We start from the raw sequence: 16,339 nt of genomic DNA on the forward strand, positions 1-16,339 counted from the left end.
ACTGGTCAATACTTGAATACATTTTTAATAATACGAGGAGTCTTATTAATGATAACGCAAAAACGACACTTCTTTTACCAGCCAAGCCCATTAAGCAGCATTATTTGTTGGAGCTGGACATTACTTATCTTTTTTATTGGTGTGATTATCTGGCTAGAAATCACCCATTTTCAATGGATTACATTATTTTTCTTTGTCTTGTTTGCCTTTCTAACCTGGGCAGAAATCCATTTTAGAAACATTAAAGTCTATGATAACCAACTCATTGTTAGTCGAATAACCAATCCCCACTGGCTGGTCATCGACTTGGATAAGATTTCACATGTGACAACATCAAAGTATCAACTGGGGTTCGTTGCAAACACCAAAATTTATAGTTTCATTTTGCCGGCTAATTCAGTCATCGAGGTTAATGAATTAATCTCAAAAAAATAATTTTTCAAACCATACTATGGTGAGAGTCGAGGAGGACTTTTAAATAATGAAAAGCGATGTTGAAATTTCCCAAGAAGCTAAAATGGCACCTATCACTACGATTACCGATCAGTTAGGGATTAACTATGATGATCTTGAACAATACGGTAAATATAAAACAAAAGTTAACTTTACCCCGTCAGATGCACATCAAGACGGCAAGTTAATTTTAGTGACTTCTATTAACCCAACTGCTGCAGGAGAAGGTAAAACAACGGTGACAATTGGGTTGGGCGATGCTTTCACCGAACTACATAAAAACGTTGTGCTTGCCTTAAGAGAACCTTCTTTAGGACCAGTCATGGGTATGAAAGGTGGTGCAACCGGTGGCGGTTACGCACAGGTTGTTCCAATGGAGGATATTAATCTTCACTTTACAGGTGACTTTGATGCCCTCACCGAAGCCCACAATACATTGGCTGCTCTAATTGACAATCATATTCAACACGGAAACCAATTGAATATTGATCCACGACAAATTGTTTGGAAACGAGTACTGGATGTCAATGATCGTGAATTACGACAAGTTGTTATCGGATTAGGAGGGCGAACTTCCGGTGTACCACGTCAAGACGGTTTTGATATCACAGTCGCCAGTGAACTAATGGCTATTTTATGTCTGGCAACCAGTTTGCAAGATTTAAAGCACCGAATCAGTAAAATATTAATCGGCTACACATATGATAGAAAACCTGTCTATGTTTCTGACCTACACGTCGAAGGCGCCCTGACTTTATTGCTTAAAGACGCGATCAAACCTAACTTGGTTCAAACATTGGAACACACGCCTGCATTCATTCACGGTGGTCCATTTGCCAATATAGCTCATGGCTGCAACAGTATTTTAGCTACCAAAGCTGCACTGACCTATGGTGATTATGCTATTACAGAAGCAGGGTTCGGTTCAGACCTTGGTGCCGAAAAGTTCATGGATATTGTGACACCTCGATTAAATAAAACACCGGATTGCGTTGTTGTTGTTGCAACTGTTCGTGCATTGAAACTAAATGGCGGTGCTGATAAGAAAACATTAAACGTTGAGAATCTTGACGCACTAAAAAAAGGTGTCATAAATCTAAAACGTCACGTTGATGGCATGCAACAATATGGAAAACCGGTTATTGTAGCAATCAACAAGTTTGCCAGCGATTCCATGGAGGAGTTAACTTACTTATCAAACTATGTACAAAACGACTTGAAGGTTACCGGTGAAATTATTAATAGTTGGGCAGAGGGTGGTAAGGGCGCCGTTGATCTTGCCCAAAAAGTGATTGCTGCCTGCAACAATTCTGATAAGTTTCACGAACTTTATGATCATGAAAATTCGAGTGTTTTAGAAAAAATGACAGCCATTGTCACTCGAATTTACGGCGGTTCAACTGTTGAACTTTCTCGAAAAGCCAAAAATGAATTAAAACGCATTGAAAAAATGGGCTATGGTAATTTACCGGTTTGCATGGCAAAAACACAATATTCTTTCACCGATAATGCAAAAGAATTGGGAGCTCCGGAAAACTTTACAATACACGTATCGGATCTACAGCTTAAACTAGGGGCTGGTTTTATTGTTGCACTTACTGGTAAAATATTAACGATGCCCGGCCTGCCAAGCCATCCGGCGGCATTGGACATGGATATTGATGAGAATGGCCGAATTACAGGACTATTCTAAAAGGAGATTTTTATTTGCCAGTTATATATATCGTCGGCATTCTATTGTTAATCGGCCTTGATCAGCTTGTTAAACACTGGGTCGTTAGCACATTAGCGCTTGGGCAATCGTCTTCGGTAGTCCCAGGCGTTTTGTCGATTACTCGAATTAACAATACTGGTGCTGCCTGGAGTATTTTATCAGGACATCAACTTGTTTTTGTATTGATTGCAATTGTTGCTGCAATTCTAATCGGTTATTTCTTGGTTCACTATTGGCCAAATCTATGGTATCGTTTTGGATTAAGCCTTTTACTTGCCGGCACAATCGGCAATGTTATTGATAGAATTGTTAATAACCACGTGGTTGATATGTTTCAATTAGATTTTATAAATTTTCCAATTTTTAATTGTGCTGATATGTACTTAACTGTCGGTATTTTGATTATTGGATTTGCGATTATTAAAGAGAAATAGAATGAGGGACAAAACAGATTGCCTAAAAAATTTAAAATAACAGATGAATTGGGGCGCTTGGATAAAATTGTCAGTAAGCTGGATCCTGAAATCAGTCGATCAAGAGCGAAGAAGATGATTGAGGATGGTGACGTTATTGTCAACGATTCAAAAAAGAAACCAAAATACGAAACAAAAGTTTCGGACACCATTTTAATTAAAGATGTTAAACCTGAAACCGTGAGCATTAAACCGGAAAATATGCCACTTGATATTGTTTACGAAGATGAAGATGTCATTGTTGTTAATAAACCTCAAGGAATGGTTGTTCATCCGTCAGCCGGCCATCCGAATCACACTTTGGTTAATGCGTTATTGTTCCACAGTCCATTATCATCCATTAATGGTGAATATCGCCCTGGAATAGTCCATCGCATAGACAAAGATACATCCGGACTATTAATGGTTGCAAAAAACGACATGGCCCATAAGGCGCTGTCCAAGCAATTAAAAGCTAAGAAAAATCTGCGAAAATACGTTGCATTGGTTCACGGACGAATTAAAGAGGACTCTGGTGTTATAAAAGCACCAATTGGCCGTTCACCAAAAGACCGAAAGAAACAAGCTATTGTTGCTGATGGCCGACCTGCCATTACCCATTTTGAGGTAATGGAACGATTTGAAGATTACACATTAATTGATTGTCGCTTAGAAACAGGACGGACACATCAAATCCGAGTTCACATGCAATATATTGGTCATCCGATTGTTGGCGATCCTTTATATGGCCCAAAGAAAACAATTAAGGGCCATGGGCAATTCTTACATGCTCAGGAATTAGGCTTTGAACATCCGAGGAACCATAAATTAATGATATTTTCGGCACCAATTCCAGAAATTTTCGAAAAAACACTTCGAACACTGAGAGTGAATAATTCACTTGAATCTTGACAACTTGGATTTACTCCCATATTCTGGAATGGATAAGCAATAAAACAACGGGATTCAATGAAAACAGAACTATTTAAGGAGAATTTAGTGATGGGCAAGATAATTTTAGACAAAATGGCCATGCAACGTGCATTAACGCGAATAACTTATGAAATTGTTGAAAAAAATAAAGGTGTTGAAGATCTTGTTCTGATTGGTATTAAAACAAGAGGAATCTTTTTAGCAAATCGAATTGCGGACCGACTTCAACAGCTGGAAAACGTGACAATTCCGGTTGGCGAACTTGATATTACAAATTATCGTGATGATATCGAACATGATTCAACAAGTAGTGACGTTAAAATGTCGAATAACAAAATTGATTTTTCCGTTGAAGGAAAACGAGTCATTTTAGTCGATGATGTTCTATATACTGGAAGAACAGTCAGGGCAGCATTATCAGCTGTCATGGATTTAGGTCGTCCAAAAAGTATCAACCTAGCCGTTCTTGTTGATCGAGGCCACCGTGAATTACCAATTCGCGCTGATTTCGTTGGTAAAAATATTCCAAGTTCACAAAAGGAAAAAATTAAAGTATATGTATCAGAAATTGATGACAAGGACGCAGTTGAACTCATTAAGTGATCCTTATCCTGGTAGTGAGGAGTCAACATGACGCAAAGATATTTGATATTGGAAGACGGCTCCGCATATGCGGGCAAGGCCTTCGGATCACTCGCCACAACGACGGGTGAACTTGTCGCTAACTCAACAATGAACGGTTATCAAGAGATTATCTCCAATCAAATTTACCATAACCAAATCATTGTATTCACACAAACTTCAATCGGTAATACAGGGCTCGCACAAAATGCGTACGAGTCCGTTTTGCCGACCGCTAAAGGTGTCATCGTCCGTGAATATGAAAACCTGGCAACAGATCATTTTAAGCGTATTTCTCTGGATAGATATTTAAAGAGACATAAGATTCCCGGAATATATGACGTTGATACTCGCCAGATTAGGCGACATCTTCAACAAAAGGGAAATATGAAGGCCAGTATCGTTGATGTGGCAGATGAACATGCATTTGACCAACTGCATGCAACTGTGCTGACAAATCAACAGGTAGCCCAAGTGGCGACGCCAAAACCATATCCCAACCCTGATGAAGGCGCTAACGTTATCGTCGTAGATTTTGGCTTAAAAAGCGGTATCCTTAGAGAATTATCCAAAAGAGATTGCAATATCACCGTTGTACCATGGAACTCTACAAGTGAAACAATTCTTGACTTGGATCCCGATGGCGTTGTCTTATCAACCGGGCCAGGTGCACCAGGAAATTTGCCAGAATCTGTTTTACAAATGATACGCGAGGTACAAACGCAGGTGCCGTTATTTGGAATTGGCTTGGGGCATGAACTCTTTGCCATGGCAAATGGTGCAAAAATCAGTCAATTACGGGTAGAACATCATGGAAGTAATCATCCAATCCGTGAAATCATTACAAACGAAATCTTTTTCTCGGGACAGGAGCAGGGATACGCCGTTGATTCAAAATCTATTGACCACGCAAAATTATTCATTACCCATATTGATTTGGTGAATGGAACGGTTCAAGGACTTAGACACCGTGACTATCCTGCATTCTCTGTTCAGTTTTCACCAGATGGTGCTCCGGGTCCGAAAGATAGTGTTGGTTTGTTTGATGATTTCACAGAATTTATGGCAAGAAGAAGGGACAACAATGGCGACGAATATTAAAAAGCTCCTTTTGCTTGGCGGTGGGCCAACAAACATCGGTCACGAAAATGAATTGGATGCCGCAGCATATGAACGCCTTTCAGCAATTAAAAGGACTGGTGCACAGGTTATTTACGTTGATAACAATCCATTCTCGTTTGCCAGTGAAGAAGTTCAGCCCGCCGACGTTTATGTTCAAGAAGTTAATTTTCAAAATGTCGTTAACATTATTGAAAAAGAAAAGCCGGATGCAATCATGCCTAAAATTGGTGGTTTAAATGCCATGCAGGTGGCTTGGCAGCTTGAAGAAAGCGATGTGTTAGCTAACAATAACATCCAGTTATTGGGAATTCGACCAATCGATCTCAAAAAGGTTTTGGATAATCAACAACTTCGCGAATTGTTGGATGAAACAGGCGAACCAATTATTGCCTCAAAGATTGTTGCTAGTGATGACGAGGCAATGGATTTTGTTCGTGATGTTGGTTTCCCAGTGATTGTAAAACCATTATCTGCGAGCCATGACACAAGTCGGTTTATTTGTAACAATACCGATGAAATGGAAGATGCGCTGGAAATTAGTTTTAAGCGAACTTATATTAAGTGGGTTTCGATTGAACAAAGCATCGTTGGTTATAAAGAAATTGAAATGGTTGCGATCCGAGACGAAAATGGTAATAAGTTATTAATTTCCGGGCTCGAAGACATGGATCCAATCGGTATTCATTCTGGAGACTCAATTATTTTTGCACCAACGCAAACCTTGATCAATCAAGAATATCAATCACTGAGAACCGCCACGTTTAGAATTATGGATGCAATCAACATCACAGGAACTTGTCACATACAATTTGCACAAAGTCGTACAGATTCAAATTATTTTGTGACGAAAGTCAGCCCTTTTTTTACCAGAAATGCGCTTTTAGCCGCAAAATCAACTGGGTATCCATTGTCATATGTATCTACGTTGCTGGAAATGGGATACGCGTTGCCAGAAATAAAACTGCCTGAAAAATACAGTAAATATCTACCGTTTATGGAACCAACAATGGATCATGTTGTCGTTAGAATTCCTTTATGGCCATTCAGAGATATTCCGGACGTGGATCAGCATCTTAACACTTTAATGAAATCTGTTGGATCAACAATTGGAATTGGGCGAACAGTTGAAGAAGCTATCATGAAAGCCATGCATAGTTCACAATTTTCACCTCGAGATATATTACCAAGTGTGTCCAAAATAAGTGACGATGATGTTATTAATCAATTAATCCATCCTTTAGCCAGTCGAATCCTAATTCTGATGGAGGCAATCAGAAGGGGATTTTCTATCGACGAACTGTCTGAATTAACCAAAATTGATCGATTTTATTTTTACAAAATGAACCAACTTTTACGTGCTCAGGATTTTGTAATCAATAATCCACTTTCACCAACGGCCGTTGAAGTTGGCCATAAATATGGTTTTGGTGATGGAATGCTTGCTGAATTATGGAATGTCAATATTTCTACAATTGAAAGAATGAACAGGAATTCGAAGACAAAAGTCACTTTTAAAGAAGTGGAACCGAGTGCTGGGGAGTTTTTGGAGACCACAAACGTTTTTTATAGCAGTTATGAATTGGAGAACGAAAGTCAGCCATGTGTTGGAAAAACTGCGTTGATTATCGGTCGCGGCGGGAATCAATTAGGACCAAATGCAGCTGCTGATTATTATACAGCTCAGGTTTTAGACACCGCCCATAAAGCAGGATACAAGACCATTATCATGAATACAAATCCGAATGCTATTTCCCTTGCACCTGCACTTAGTGATAAACAATATATTGAACCTATTCAACTTGGTAATATTCTAAATATCGTTAATTTAGAAAAACCGGATATTATTTTTCTCCCGGGGAACCGCCATTACCTTTCTAAAAAACTAAAAGAATTTGCAGACTTGAATATCGTTGTACTACCGCCAGATCAGAAAGTTGCTAAATACAATCAAAGAAAGGCTACTGATGCTGTCGATCTTTTTATTGATCATGACAGAATATTGCCTATTACAACTATTTCTTTCTATACAAACAGCCATCGAACGGAGCTGCGATATATCAATAATTATCAACAGCCAATGAATCATTGGCAAACGGACGAGCAGAAGTTAATTGATTTGGCCATTAATAAAATCGATACCAGTCAATGGCAAGGGCTGGTTCAAGTGTTATTTAATAGAATCGATGACCAATCAGGTTATCAATTTTCTGGCATTCGACCAATTCGAATTACAGAATCTGCTTTCTTAAATAAGACAACTGGTATTAATTGGATAGATGCACTTGTAAAAAAGTATTTAGGTATACTGGATATTGACCATCTTTCTGAATATTATCAACCTGGTACTCACAAACGTTATGCGATGATGGAAGCAGTATTTCCATTCAAAGAATTACAATCAAATCGAAAAGATGGGACCTCTACTCAAGAGGTTGGATCATCGCTTTCTTTTAAAAACATCGAATCTTAAGAGTTGATCTTTCAAGCAAAAAAGCCGAAACTGATCTTCGCATTAAAACGGAAGATCGTTTCGGCTTTTTATGTCAAATTATTTAGTTGTTTTCGATAATTTATTAATCATTTTTTCGTCAGGGGTTACCAATAATGTCTGTTGATTATCGTAGATAACATACCCAGGCTTTGTCCCGTTGGGCTTACGAACATTTTTGACCTTCGTATAATCAACTGGCACCTTGGATGAATCATGTGCCTTTGAAAAATAAGCGGCAAGATTGGCGGCTTCATCAATAGTCGTTTGTGACGGATCGAAGCTTCTGATAATAACATGTGAACCAGGGATATTCTTGGTGTGAAGCCACGTTTCCCGTTTGTCTGCCGTATGCATTGTTAACCGTTCATTTTGCAAATTATTTTTACCCACCAAAATTTCGGTTCCATCAGTTGAGACAAACTTTTCCGGTTTATTGATCTTTTGACGTTTATTTTTTTTCTTCTTGTGTTGCTCATGATCCCTTAGATAATGTCCCTGCTCCAGTTCATAACGAATATCAACCAAATCTTCGGGCTTAGCTAACTCAATTTGAGATTGAATATTCTCAAAATAATCGATTTCTTCTTGTGTTAAGCTGATTTGTTCGTTCAAAAATTTAACGGCACTCTTCAATTTTTGATATCGCTTAAAGTATTTTTGCGCATTTTCCGAAGGAGACTGTTGATTTGACAGCTTGATTTTAAGTGGGGCATTGTTTTCATAATAATTTGGCAGTTCAATTGACGTCATGCCTCTTTCAACTTTGTTAAGATAGGTTGTAAGGATTTCTCCCTTAATGCGATACTCATCTGCGTTTTCTGTTTCCTGAAGATCATGCTTTAAACGCTTTAACTTTGTCCGATTCTTCTTTAATTGTTTTTTAACAACTTGAATTAAGACGGCTCCTTGTTCACGAACCCGATCACGTTGGGCACGCGTAGCAAAATAGGCATCTAAAAGTTCACTTAAACTTGCATAATGATCATTTTTATCTGTATCTGGATAAGGAAATGCGGTAAAATTGATCTTGTTATTACCAATATGGCTCAAGGTTGGGGCTGGCGCATTAAACTTTGTAAAGAAACTCTCGAAGTTTTTCTCAACTTCGGTATTTTTGTGAAGGGTATTTGCTAACGCAGAAGCTGTGTCTTTGCCCAGCCCCTGAAAGGTCTTTTGGAGGCTTCCGGCCAAAACGTCAACATTAGGGTAATCTTTAATCAATTGCTTAACATCATCAAAAGATGTTTTAGTAAAGGGGTTCTGCAAATTTTGCTTAGGAGGATTGATATAAGTTGCCCCGGGCAATAACAAGCGATACCGGTTGACATCAGAACCAACATGTTTAATTGCGTCAATAATTTTATTATCCGGTTGGTTGACTAAAACAATATTGCTATGGCGTGCCATAATTTCAACAATTAGATTAAGCTTTGTTTGATCTCCCAATTCATTTCGGCCTGTAAAGCCAAAATGAAGCACACGATCATTTTCCAGCTGATTAACTTCGGTTAAAATAGCACCATTTAAGTGTTTTCGCATAATCATTGCGAAGTTTGTTGGCACTGCCGGATTCACATAAGGGATTTTGGTTACCTGAACCCTGGCGTAAGTTGGGTTGGCTGAAAGAAGTAACTGGTGGTTCTTCCCATGCGCTCTGATCGTTAAAATTAATTCGTTAGGATATGGTTGGTTAATTCTGCTTACCCGTCCAGTTTGGAGCAGGTCCGCTAGTTCTTGTTTCATTGAATGGATAAAGGATCCGTCGAATGACATCGTATCACTCACTTTCGTATATATAGCAATTACTAGTATACCTCACTTTATAAGCCGATGCTAAGGATAGTGTGTATAATGAACTATTGTCCCCGTTTCTTGAAAAAGCCTTTATAGCGGATATAACAACCTTTAGAGATTCATTTAAATGTTCATACTTTTTTGTAAGTCATTATCAAATAGCGTATACTATTTTTTCGGAGGTCTTTTCAGAATGAAAGATATTCTTGTTGCTTTAAATTCTGCTGCTAAAAATCATAATGCCAGGTTAATGAAAATTACGAAAGCCGAAAACCTGACTATTTCAGAATGGAAGCTTCTCAACCATGTTATTGATGGTCACTCAACTCAAGAAACACTATCTGCAGTGACTAAGTTGGACATTTCAACTTTATCAAGGCAGCTTAAACGACTGGTTGTCAAGGAAATGTTGTCAAAAACAGCCGTTGGAAAAGATAAACGACAACTCATTTATAGCGTAACGGAAAAAGGAACAAAATCCAGTCAGAATGTTGAGCAAAAAGTTGAAGACCTCCAGGATCAAGTGTTTAGTCATTGGACTAATGAAGAAAAAAATCTGTTAAAAATATTGATCAATCGTTTGGAACAAAGTCTTGATAGAATTTAGTTGAGCAGGTGAATTTAATGAAAATTGCGATAGTCACTGACAGTACAGCTTATCTGACTAAGGCAGAAGAAGAAAAATATCACATCAATGTTGTCCCAATACCAGTCATTATTGATGGCCATGAATACCAAGAGGGCGTTGATCTGACCACTGAGGACTTTTACGATAAATTGAAGAATTCGAATTCATTTCCAAGTACCTCCCAAGCTCCAATGGGTGAAATGATGAATTTATATAATTCTCTTGCGGATAAAGGCTACGATACCGTTATAAGTATCCATTTGGCCAGTACCATTTCAGGATTCTATCAATCCGTTGAGAATTTAGCACCTCAAATTGATCGTATCAAAGTCATTCCTTATGATTCCAAAATTACGGTTAAATTAATGGGCTATTTGGCAATCCAAGCCAGCAAAATGGCAAGTCTTGGTAGAGAGCCACAAGCAATTATTAAGTACTTAGACGGTCTAAGAGCAACCATCGACGAACTATTTGTGGTTGATGATCTACAAAACTTGGTTCGGGGTGGTCGTTTATCTAATGCTTCTGCATTTATTGGTGGCATTTTAAAAATTAAACCATTACTTACTTTTGATGATAAAAGTAACGAAATCGTTGCTTTTGATAAGGTTCGATCACGAAAGAAAGCATTAAAACGAGTTGAGGAATTATTTGCTCAAGCGCAACAAAAAGCCAATTATCCATTAAGAGCTTTAGTGATTAATGGTCATGATCCAAAAGCCGGTGAAGAATGGACGGAAAAGATTCATGGATTGTATCCGAATATGCCAATTGAACAAAGCTACTTCGGTCCCGTTGTTGGGACACATCTTGGGGACAAAGCTTTGGCACTCGCTTGGCTTCGCGACTTTGAGAAAGATCAACTATAAAGTAAAGCGTAAAGCTTAACGATTATTGTAACAATCACGAAAACGTTCGGATAATATTGAACGAAGTGATTGTTTTTTTTATCCAATATGATACACTTTAATAGTCGTAAAAAAAATATGGGGTAGGAAACAATGCGTTAAGTGTTGAAGGGACGGAATGTGACCTTCGAACGAAAACCAATCGGCTTCGACTTGCTGATTGGTTGCGGTGTTGTTTTCGCATTCGCCATTTTATTTAGTTCGTTTTTTTCTAAATATTGGTGAGCTCCTTTCGGGAGATGTCATTATTATGAAGTCATTGTCGTTAGGTTTTCATAAGCTTCGGACGTTAGATATTGCGGTGCTATCACTATTGCTGGCACTGGGACTCATTATTGACCGGTTTACCGTTGGTACAAAATCAATTCAAATTGGATTTGGTTTCGTTATTATAGCTTTGGCTAGTTATTTATACGGTCCGGTTTGGGCCTCAGCTGTTGCAGCACTTTCCGATATCATCGGAACACTAATTTCCGGTGGCGTTTATAACCCTGGATTCACAATTTCCGCAATTTTGGGGGCTGCCATATATGGTCTTTTTTTCTATAACCAAGAGATCACCTGGACAAAGGTAATCGTTTCTCAGTTGATTATTGCAGTGTTTGTAAACACTGTTTTAAACACACTTTGGTTGACTCTGATGTATAATACTCCGTTCATCGCGCTTTTACCGGCACGACTGCTAAAAGAGATTATTGTCACGCCACTGCAAATTGCGATTATTTACTTTGTCTTTAATTCGGCTCAATTCGAGCGCATTAAGAACAAGTTAATAGGTTAATTTAACCGGCGCGTCTACAATTTTCTTTTGTAGCGGGCCGGTTTTTGTCGTAAAAAAAGGAGCTTTGATTATGTACATCATCAGAATGCAAAATATGCAATTTCACAGTCACATCGGTGTCATGGCAGAAGAAAAAAAGGTCGGTCAAAACTTACAAGTCGACCTTGAAACAGCTGTTAATGCCACTCCAATAGACGATCATCTCGACAGCACCGTCAGCTATGGAACCTTTTACCCAGTTGTGAAAAAAATCATTAGTGAAAATCATGTAAATTTAATTGAAACCCTGGCACAAAAAATCATTGTTGCTATTAAAAACCTGGATAGTAGAATTGAAACTGTCACGATTCGAATCCGCAAGTTGAACTTACCGGTGGATGGTATTTTCAATAATGTAGAAATCGAGATGAAACAATAATGAAAGATGATATTGTATTAAGCCTGGGCAGTAATATTGGAAACCGAGAATTTTATATTAATAAGGCCATTCAACTATTAGGAAACGATGCCAATATTTTGATTGATAAAGTATCGAATTTCTATGAAACGTCTCCGGTCGGTAACGTTAAACAACGTCACTTTGTTAACATTGCACTCAAAATCGCTACAACCTATACTCCTGAAAAATTGTTGGCAGTCATTCATCAAGTAGAACTCAGTTTGCATCGTACTAGAGAAATTCACTGGGGACCGAGAACACTAGATATTGATATTATATTTTGGGGCGATAAGAAAATGTCAACTGATGATTTGACGATTCCACATCCGGAAACTTTTAACCGGTTATTTGTACTAGTCCCAATCCTTGAAATCATCAGTAAGCAATTTCCATTTTATCAACAAATCAGTAAGCAGATTCAGGTTCTCCAAAAAAAAGATCAGACTGTTTCATTGATTAAAAAAGATGCCCAACCCAAACGACTTGTTGAAAGTTCAATTCACAATATTTTATCCGCGATTGGTGACGATCCGGACAGGCCGGGACTTGTAGAAACACCGGACCGGGTTGCTCGCATGTATGATGAAATTTTTTCATCAGAGGGATTGGAGAACTTTGAGGATTATAAATTATTTAAAAGTAAAAGCTCAAATCATTCAAAAATGGTTTTAATGAAAAATATTCCGTTTTACTCAATGTGTGAACACCATATGATGCCGTTTTGGGGCAAAGCACATATTGCATATATTCCAGATCATGGCACGATTATAGGTTTAAGTAAAATCCCGAGATTAGTGGATTTTGTATCACACAAATTAAGTCTTCAAGAAAAATTAACGGATGATATTGTTGATCAGCTCAATAAAATTCTCGCTCCAAAGGGGGCCGCGGTTGTCATTGATGCACGACATATGTGTGTTGAGATGAGAGGTGTGAAAAAAACTGATTCATCAACCCGTACAATTCGTTTTTCAGGAATTTTTGATACTGATCAAGATTTACAAATGGCATTTTTAAATTCGATAGGTGATATTAATGGCAAATCAATCTGAGCTTAATCATGAAACGTTTCCTGCTTTTCTTTATGATCAGGGTGACCGTATCGGATTACTAAAAAAAATATTGCAATCACTTGGAAACCCGGATAAACGTTTTAACATCATCCATATTTGTGGCACTAATGGGAAAGGGTCAACTTCTTTGATGATTGCAGCTCTTCTGCGCAAGATGAACTATCACGTTGGCTTGTTCACGAGCCCATATATTGGAAACATTTATAATGGGATTCAAGTTGACTTTAAGAACATTTCCAACCAGCATTTCAATCAAAAAATTAGTTTAATTGAAAAAGTGCTCCAAAATCCAAAATTCAATGGAGTAAAGGTATCCGCATTTGAAGCTCAATTTTTAATTTCAATGTTATATTTTGCCGATCTGCATGTTGACTATGTTGTATTAGAATGTGGATTGGGTGGCGAATTGGATGCGACAAATGCCGTTTTTAACACGATGTATTCCATTTTCACCAAAATTAGTCTGGATCATGTCGGAATTTTGGGAAATAATATCACAGAGATCGCAACAACCAAATCAAAAATTATTCGCCAAATAATGTCACTATTTCAGCGCAGCACCAACCTGGGGAAGCCTTTCGCGTTCTGGAAAAAGAAGCACATTCCAAAAATGCGACTTTTTTAACCGCCAATCAAACCGTTATTTCGATGATTTTACAAACACCAAAATCAACAAGGGTTCACTATGTTAATAGTCAGAATGATGAGCACCAAAGTGGAACATTTAATTTTGGATTAGTGGCAACCTATCAACTAGAAAATTTAGCGACTGTGATTACTTGGCTGATTGACTTTTTGAATAGGAAAAAATTAGTGTACAATCTCAATCAGCTTCTAGAAGATACGTTATTAAACATTGTCGTACCTGGTCGCTTTGAGAAAATATCTCAACAACCCGTTATCATTTTGGATGGTGGTCATAATCCGGACGGTATTCAAGCGTTTGTTAAAACGGTTAACACATTGTATCCAGACTCAGAGAAATTGATTATTAATGGGTTTTTAAAAGACAAATCGTATGAATCATCTGTAAAAGAGCTGATTTCCCTGAAAAATGCGTCATTTATTATCACTGAACCTGATAATAAACAGCGAGAACTGCCACCTCAACAATTATCAGATGTTTATGTAAAGCTAACAAAGCAAACGTATCAAAGCTTCGATTCACCAACTGATGCCATCCAATATGCTGTATCACATGCAACTGCCAACACGATTATTTTTGTTATTGGTTCCTTTTATTTACTAAATCCCATTCGAGCTTATTTATTATCGAGGAGTGACCATCATGAACATTAACGAAATCAGTGATCATCAGCAAACATTTACCGGCAATGTGACAATTTCATTCAACGTAGCAGCGGACGAACAACCAAAGCTTATTAACCTGTTAACTAAATATACAGAAAAAATATTGGTCCAACAGACACTCGTTATTGCAGTCTTTAATCACGAAAACCTTAACGACGTTATTACAGAGTGGCCAACCGTTTTCGATTCTGAAAATGATCAGCGTCAATTACAACAAATTTCTGAAGCTTCAAGAATCCATTTTAAAGGCAAAGGTTTTGACTTTGATATTACTACGAAACCATTAATCTATTCAATTTTGAACCTGACACCGGATTCGTTTTACGACGGTGGCCGGAACGCTTCGATTGAGGGGGTATTGCATAGAATTGAAGTTGAAAGAAGCGAAGGGGCCTCAATATTTGAAGTTGGCGGAAAATCATCAAAACCAAATTTTGATGACATTACTGCAAAAGAAGAATGGGAAAGAATCGAACCATTTCTTGACGCAATTCATCAACGATTTCCAGACATTGTTTTGGCAATTGACTCCAATACCAATGACGTCATTGAAGAAGCGTTAAAAAATGGCATCCAAATCATCAATGATATTGATGGCTTTAATTCACAAGCTAAATTGGATTTAGTTGCTAAATACAAGCCTGCGGTCGTCACGATGTTTAACGGTCGTAACTTCAATGAACAACCGGAAACTCTAGTGGAAACAATGACCAACTTCTTTACACATACAATAAGTGATTTAACAGGTGTTGGATTGAATAAAGCCAACATTGTGATTGATCCGGGTATTGGCTTTTCCGATCATAATACACTGGAATTCGATATCATCAAAATGCGTTTAACAAAATTGATGGCTGAGTTTCAGACACCAATAATGATCGCAATTTCTAGGAAAAGCTTTTCTAAACGGTTATTCAACTTAGATTCTGCTGACGACAGACTAATCCCAACTTTATTATTTGAGTCATTTATGACTGTACTTGGTGGCCGAATTATCCGTGTTCATGATGTCAAAGAAACCCGTCAAATGATCGATGCATTTGAATTATTGAAAGATAACTTATTAAGCTGACCTTTATTAACAGTGATGGAGAAGATTAAATGGTAGCAGACATTTTTTTAAATATGCTGGTTAAGGAGTTGGATCACTTGCAAACAATCCATTTCCCCTGGCTAAACTCTAATAAAATCCAAAAATTGAAAATAAAGCTAATAGATCATGCGGGAGGTCTTAGAGACCGGAAATCCAAATTGCATTTATCAGCAAGTGCAATGGTATTTTCCGAGCAATATGGCTACTTTATCAGGCATCCTTATTTGAAAACGGTTTTATTGCCAGCTGGTCACGTTGAAAATAATGAAGTTCCCTTAAACTGCGCAGTGAGGGAGTTTCACGAAGAAACGGGATATCAAGTTAAACCCGATAGTGGCCGCCTCATTGATGTTAATTTAATCCAAATTCCTGCTAATCCGGCAAAATCAGAAGGAGCACATCAACATATTGACTTTCGTTTTGGCTTTCTCTTAGAAACCGGCAAGCGGGCCGACGCTGAGTTGCCGGTTTTCTTATTAACAAAGAATCAGGCACCAAATGAGTTTTCTAAATACTTTATTTTAAA

General features: G+C 37.9%; 15 protein-coding genes, 1 pseudogene and 1 riboswitch. Of the genes and pseudogenes, 15 read left to right on the forward strand and 1 reads right to left on the reverse strand.

From position 1 onward, the window contains the following. The first annotated feature begins 48 nt into the window (after positions 1-48). The 7 genes from HMPREF0519_RS05715 (at position 49) to HMPREF0519_RS05745 (ending at position 7,765) form a co-directional block, all read left to right on the forward strand. Entirely contained in the window at positions 49-435 is a 387-nt protein-coding gene (locus HMPREF0519_RS05715) for an EbsA family protein (RefSeq protein ID WP_003560443.1), read from the forward strand. A 46-nt stretch (positions 436-481) separates the two neighbouring features. Beyond that, a complete protein-coding gene (locus HMPREF0519_RS05720; RefSeq protein WP_004561511.1) occupies positions 482-2,146 on the forward strand; it encodes a formate--tetrahydrofolate ligase in 1,665 nt (554 codons plus the stop codon). Positions 2,147-2,160: 14 nt separating this feature from the next. Beyond that, complete coding sequence (lspA, locus tag HMPREF0519_RS05725; RefSeq protein ID WP_004561512.1) at positions 2,161-2,601, forward strand: signal peptidase II; 441 nt, start codon at positions 2,161-2,163, stop codon at positions 2,599-2,601. An 18-nt stretch (positions 2,602-2,619) separates the two neighbouring features. After that, positions 2,620-3,531 (forward strand): RluA family pseudouridine synthase, encoded by a 912-nt coding sequence (locus HMPREF0519_RS05730; RefSeq protein ID WP_003560449.1) that lies wholly within the window; start codon positions 2,620-2,622, stop codon positions 3,529-3,531. Between the two features lie 90 nt (positions 3,532-3,621). After that, positions 3,622-4,155, forward strand: a complete 534-nt coding sequence (gene pyrR / locus HMPREF0519_RS05735) for a bifunctional pyr operon transcriptional regulator/uracil phosphoribosyltransferase PyrR (protein ID WP_003554020.1) — start codon at positions 3,622-3,624, stop codon at positions 4,153-4,155. Between the two features lie 27 nt (positions 4,156-4,182). Further along, a complete protein-coding gene (locus HMPREF0519_RS05740; protein WP_003554022.1) occupies positions 4,183-5,274 on the forward strand; it encodes a carbamoyl phosphate synthase small subunit in 1,092 nt (363 codons plus the stop codon). Next, positions 5,258-7,765, forward strand: coding sequence for a carbamoyl phosphate synthase preATP-grasp domain-containing protein (locus HMPREF0519_RS05745; RefSeq protein ID WP_004561513.1), 2,508 nt, complete (start codon positions 5,258-5,260; stop codon positions 7,763-7,765). Before HMPREF0519_RS05740 ends, HMPREF0519_RS05745 begins: the two co-directional genes overlap by 17 nt. 78 nt (positions 7,766-7,843) lie before the next feature. On the opposite strand, the gene HMPREF0519_RS05750 is transcribed toward HMPREF0519_RS05745, so the two are convergent. Further along, the gene (locus tag HMPREF0519_RS05750) at positions 7,844-9,559 is read right to left on the reverse strand and encodes an Rqc2 family fibronectin-binding protein (RefSeq protein WP_004561514.1); all 1,716 of its coding nucleotides are present in this window, start codon (positions 9,557-9,559) and stop codon (positions 7,844-7,846) included. Positions 9,560-9,773: 214 nt separating this feature from the next. On the opposite strand from HMPREF0519_RS05750, the gene HMPREF0519_RS05755 reads away from it, so the two are divergent. The 8 genes and pseudogenes from HMPREF0519_RS05755 to HMPREF0519_RS05790 form a co-directional block, all read left to right on the forward strand. Next, a complete protein-coding gene (locus HMPREF0519_RS05755) occupies positions 9,774-10,187 on the forward strand; it encodes a MarR family winged helix-turn-helix transcriptional regulator (RefSeq protein WP_003560459.1) in 414 nt (137 codons plus the stop codon). A 17-nt stretch (positions 10,188-10,204) separates the two neighbouring features. Further along, on the forward strand, positions 10,205-11,077 hold the full coding sequence (locus HMPREF0519_RS05760; protein ID WP_003554030.1) for a DegV family protein: 873 nt from the start codon (positions 10,205-10,207) through the stop codon (positions 11,075-11,077). A gap of 116 nt (positions 11,078-11,193) precedes the next feature. Next, positions 11,194-11,308: riboswitch (THF riboswitch) on the forward strand. Between the two features lie 58 nt (positions 11,309-11,366). Beyond that, positions 11,367-11,897, forward strand: a complete 531-nt coding sequence (locus tag HMPREF0519_RS05765) for a folate family ECF transporter S component (protein ID WP_004561515.1) — start codon at positions 11,367-11,369, stop codon at positions 11,895-11,897. Positions 11,898-11,967: 70 nt separating this feature from the next. Then, the gene (folB, locus tag HMPREF0519_RS05770) at positions 11,968-12,315 is read left to right on the forward strand and encodes a dihydroneopterin aldolase (protein WP_040472726.1); all 348 of its coding nucleotides are present in this window, start codon (positions 11,968-11,970) and stop codon (positions 12,313-12,315) included. Next, positions 12,315-13,388, forward strand: coding sequence for a GTP cyclohydrolase I FolE (gene folE / locus HMPREF0519_RS05775; protein WP_004561517.1), 1,074 nt, complete (start codon positions 12,315-12,317; stop codon positions 13,386-13,388). Before folB ends, folE begins: the two co-directional genes overlap by 1 nt. Continuing rightward, positions 13,372-14,708: pseudogene (locus HMPREF0519_RS05780) on the forward strand (bifunctional folylpolyglutamate synthase/dihydrofolate synthase). Before folE ends, HMPREF0519_RS05780 begins: the two are co-directional and overlap by 17 nt. Next, positions 14,698-15,792: a dihydropteroate synthase gene (gene folP, locus HMPREF0519_RS05785; protein WP_004561520.1), complete on the forward strand. Its 1,095-nt coding sequence runs from the start codon at positions 14,698-14,700 to the stop codon at positions 15,790-15,792. The pseudogene HMPREF0519_RS05780 and the gene folP overlap by 11 nt, the downstream one beginning before the upstream one ends. A gap of 29 nt (positions 15,793-15,821) precedes the next feature. After that, the coding region (locus HMPREF0519_RS05790; protein ID WP_004561521.1) for an NUDIX domain-containing protein at positions 15,822-16,339 on the forward strand (518 nt) is incomplete at its 3' end.

The organism is Lentilactobacillus hilgardii DSM 20176 = ATCC 8290 (genome assembly GCF_000159315.1).
Classification (GTDB): Bacteria; Bacillota; Bacilli; order Lactobacillales; family Lactobacillaceae; genus Lentilactobacillus; species Lentilactobacillus hilgardii.

Coding starts and splice junctions, on each gene's coding strand:
- HMPREF0519_RS05720 (WP_004561511.1), top strand. CDS start 482: ATGAAAAGCGATGTTGAAATTTCCCAAGAAGCTAAAATGGCACCTATC.
- HMPREF0519_RS05755 (WP_003560459.1), top strand. CDS start 9,774: ATGAAAGATATTCTTGTTGCTTTAAATTCTGCTGCTAAAAATCATAAT.
- HMPREF0519_RS05740 (WP_003554022.1), top strand. CDS start 4,183: ATGACGCAAAGATATTTGATATTGGAAGACGGCTCCGCATATGCGGGC.
- HMPREF0519_RS05715 (WP_003560443.1), top strand. CDS start 49: ATGATAACGCAAAAACGACACTTCTTTTACCAGCCAAGCCCATTAAGC.
- HMPREF0519_RS05765 (WP_004561515.1), top strand. CDS start 11,367: ATGAAGTCATTGTCGTTAGGTTTTCATAAGCTTCGGACGTTAGATATT.
- folP (WP_004561520.1), top strand. CDS start 14,698: ATGAACATTAACGAAATCAGTGATCATCAGCAAACATTTACCGGCAAT.
- HMPREF0519_RS05745 (WP_004561513.1), top strand. CDS start 5,258: ATGGCGACGAATATTAAAAAGCTCCTTTTGCTTGGCGGTGGGCCAACA.
- HMPREF0519_RS05750 (WP_004561514.1), bottom strand. CDS start 9,559: ATGTCATTCGACGGATCCTTTATCCATTCAATGAAACAAGAACTAGCG.
- HMPREF0519_RS05760 (WP_003554030.1), top strand. CDS start 10,205: ATGAAAATTGCGATAGTCACTGACAGTACAGCTTATCTGACTAAGGCA.
- pyrR (WP_003554020.1), top strand. CDS start 3,622: ATGGGCAAGATAATTTTAGACAAAATGGCCATGCAACGTGCATTAACG.
- folE (WP_004561517.1), top strand. CDS start 12,315: ATGAAAGATGATATTGTATTAAGCCTGGGCAGTAATATTGGAAACCGA.
- folB (WP_040472726.1), top strand. CDS start 11,968: ATGTACATCATCAGAATGCAAAATATGCAATTTCACAGTCACATCGGT.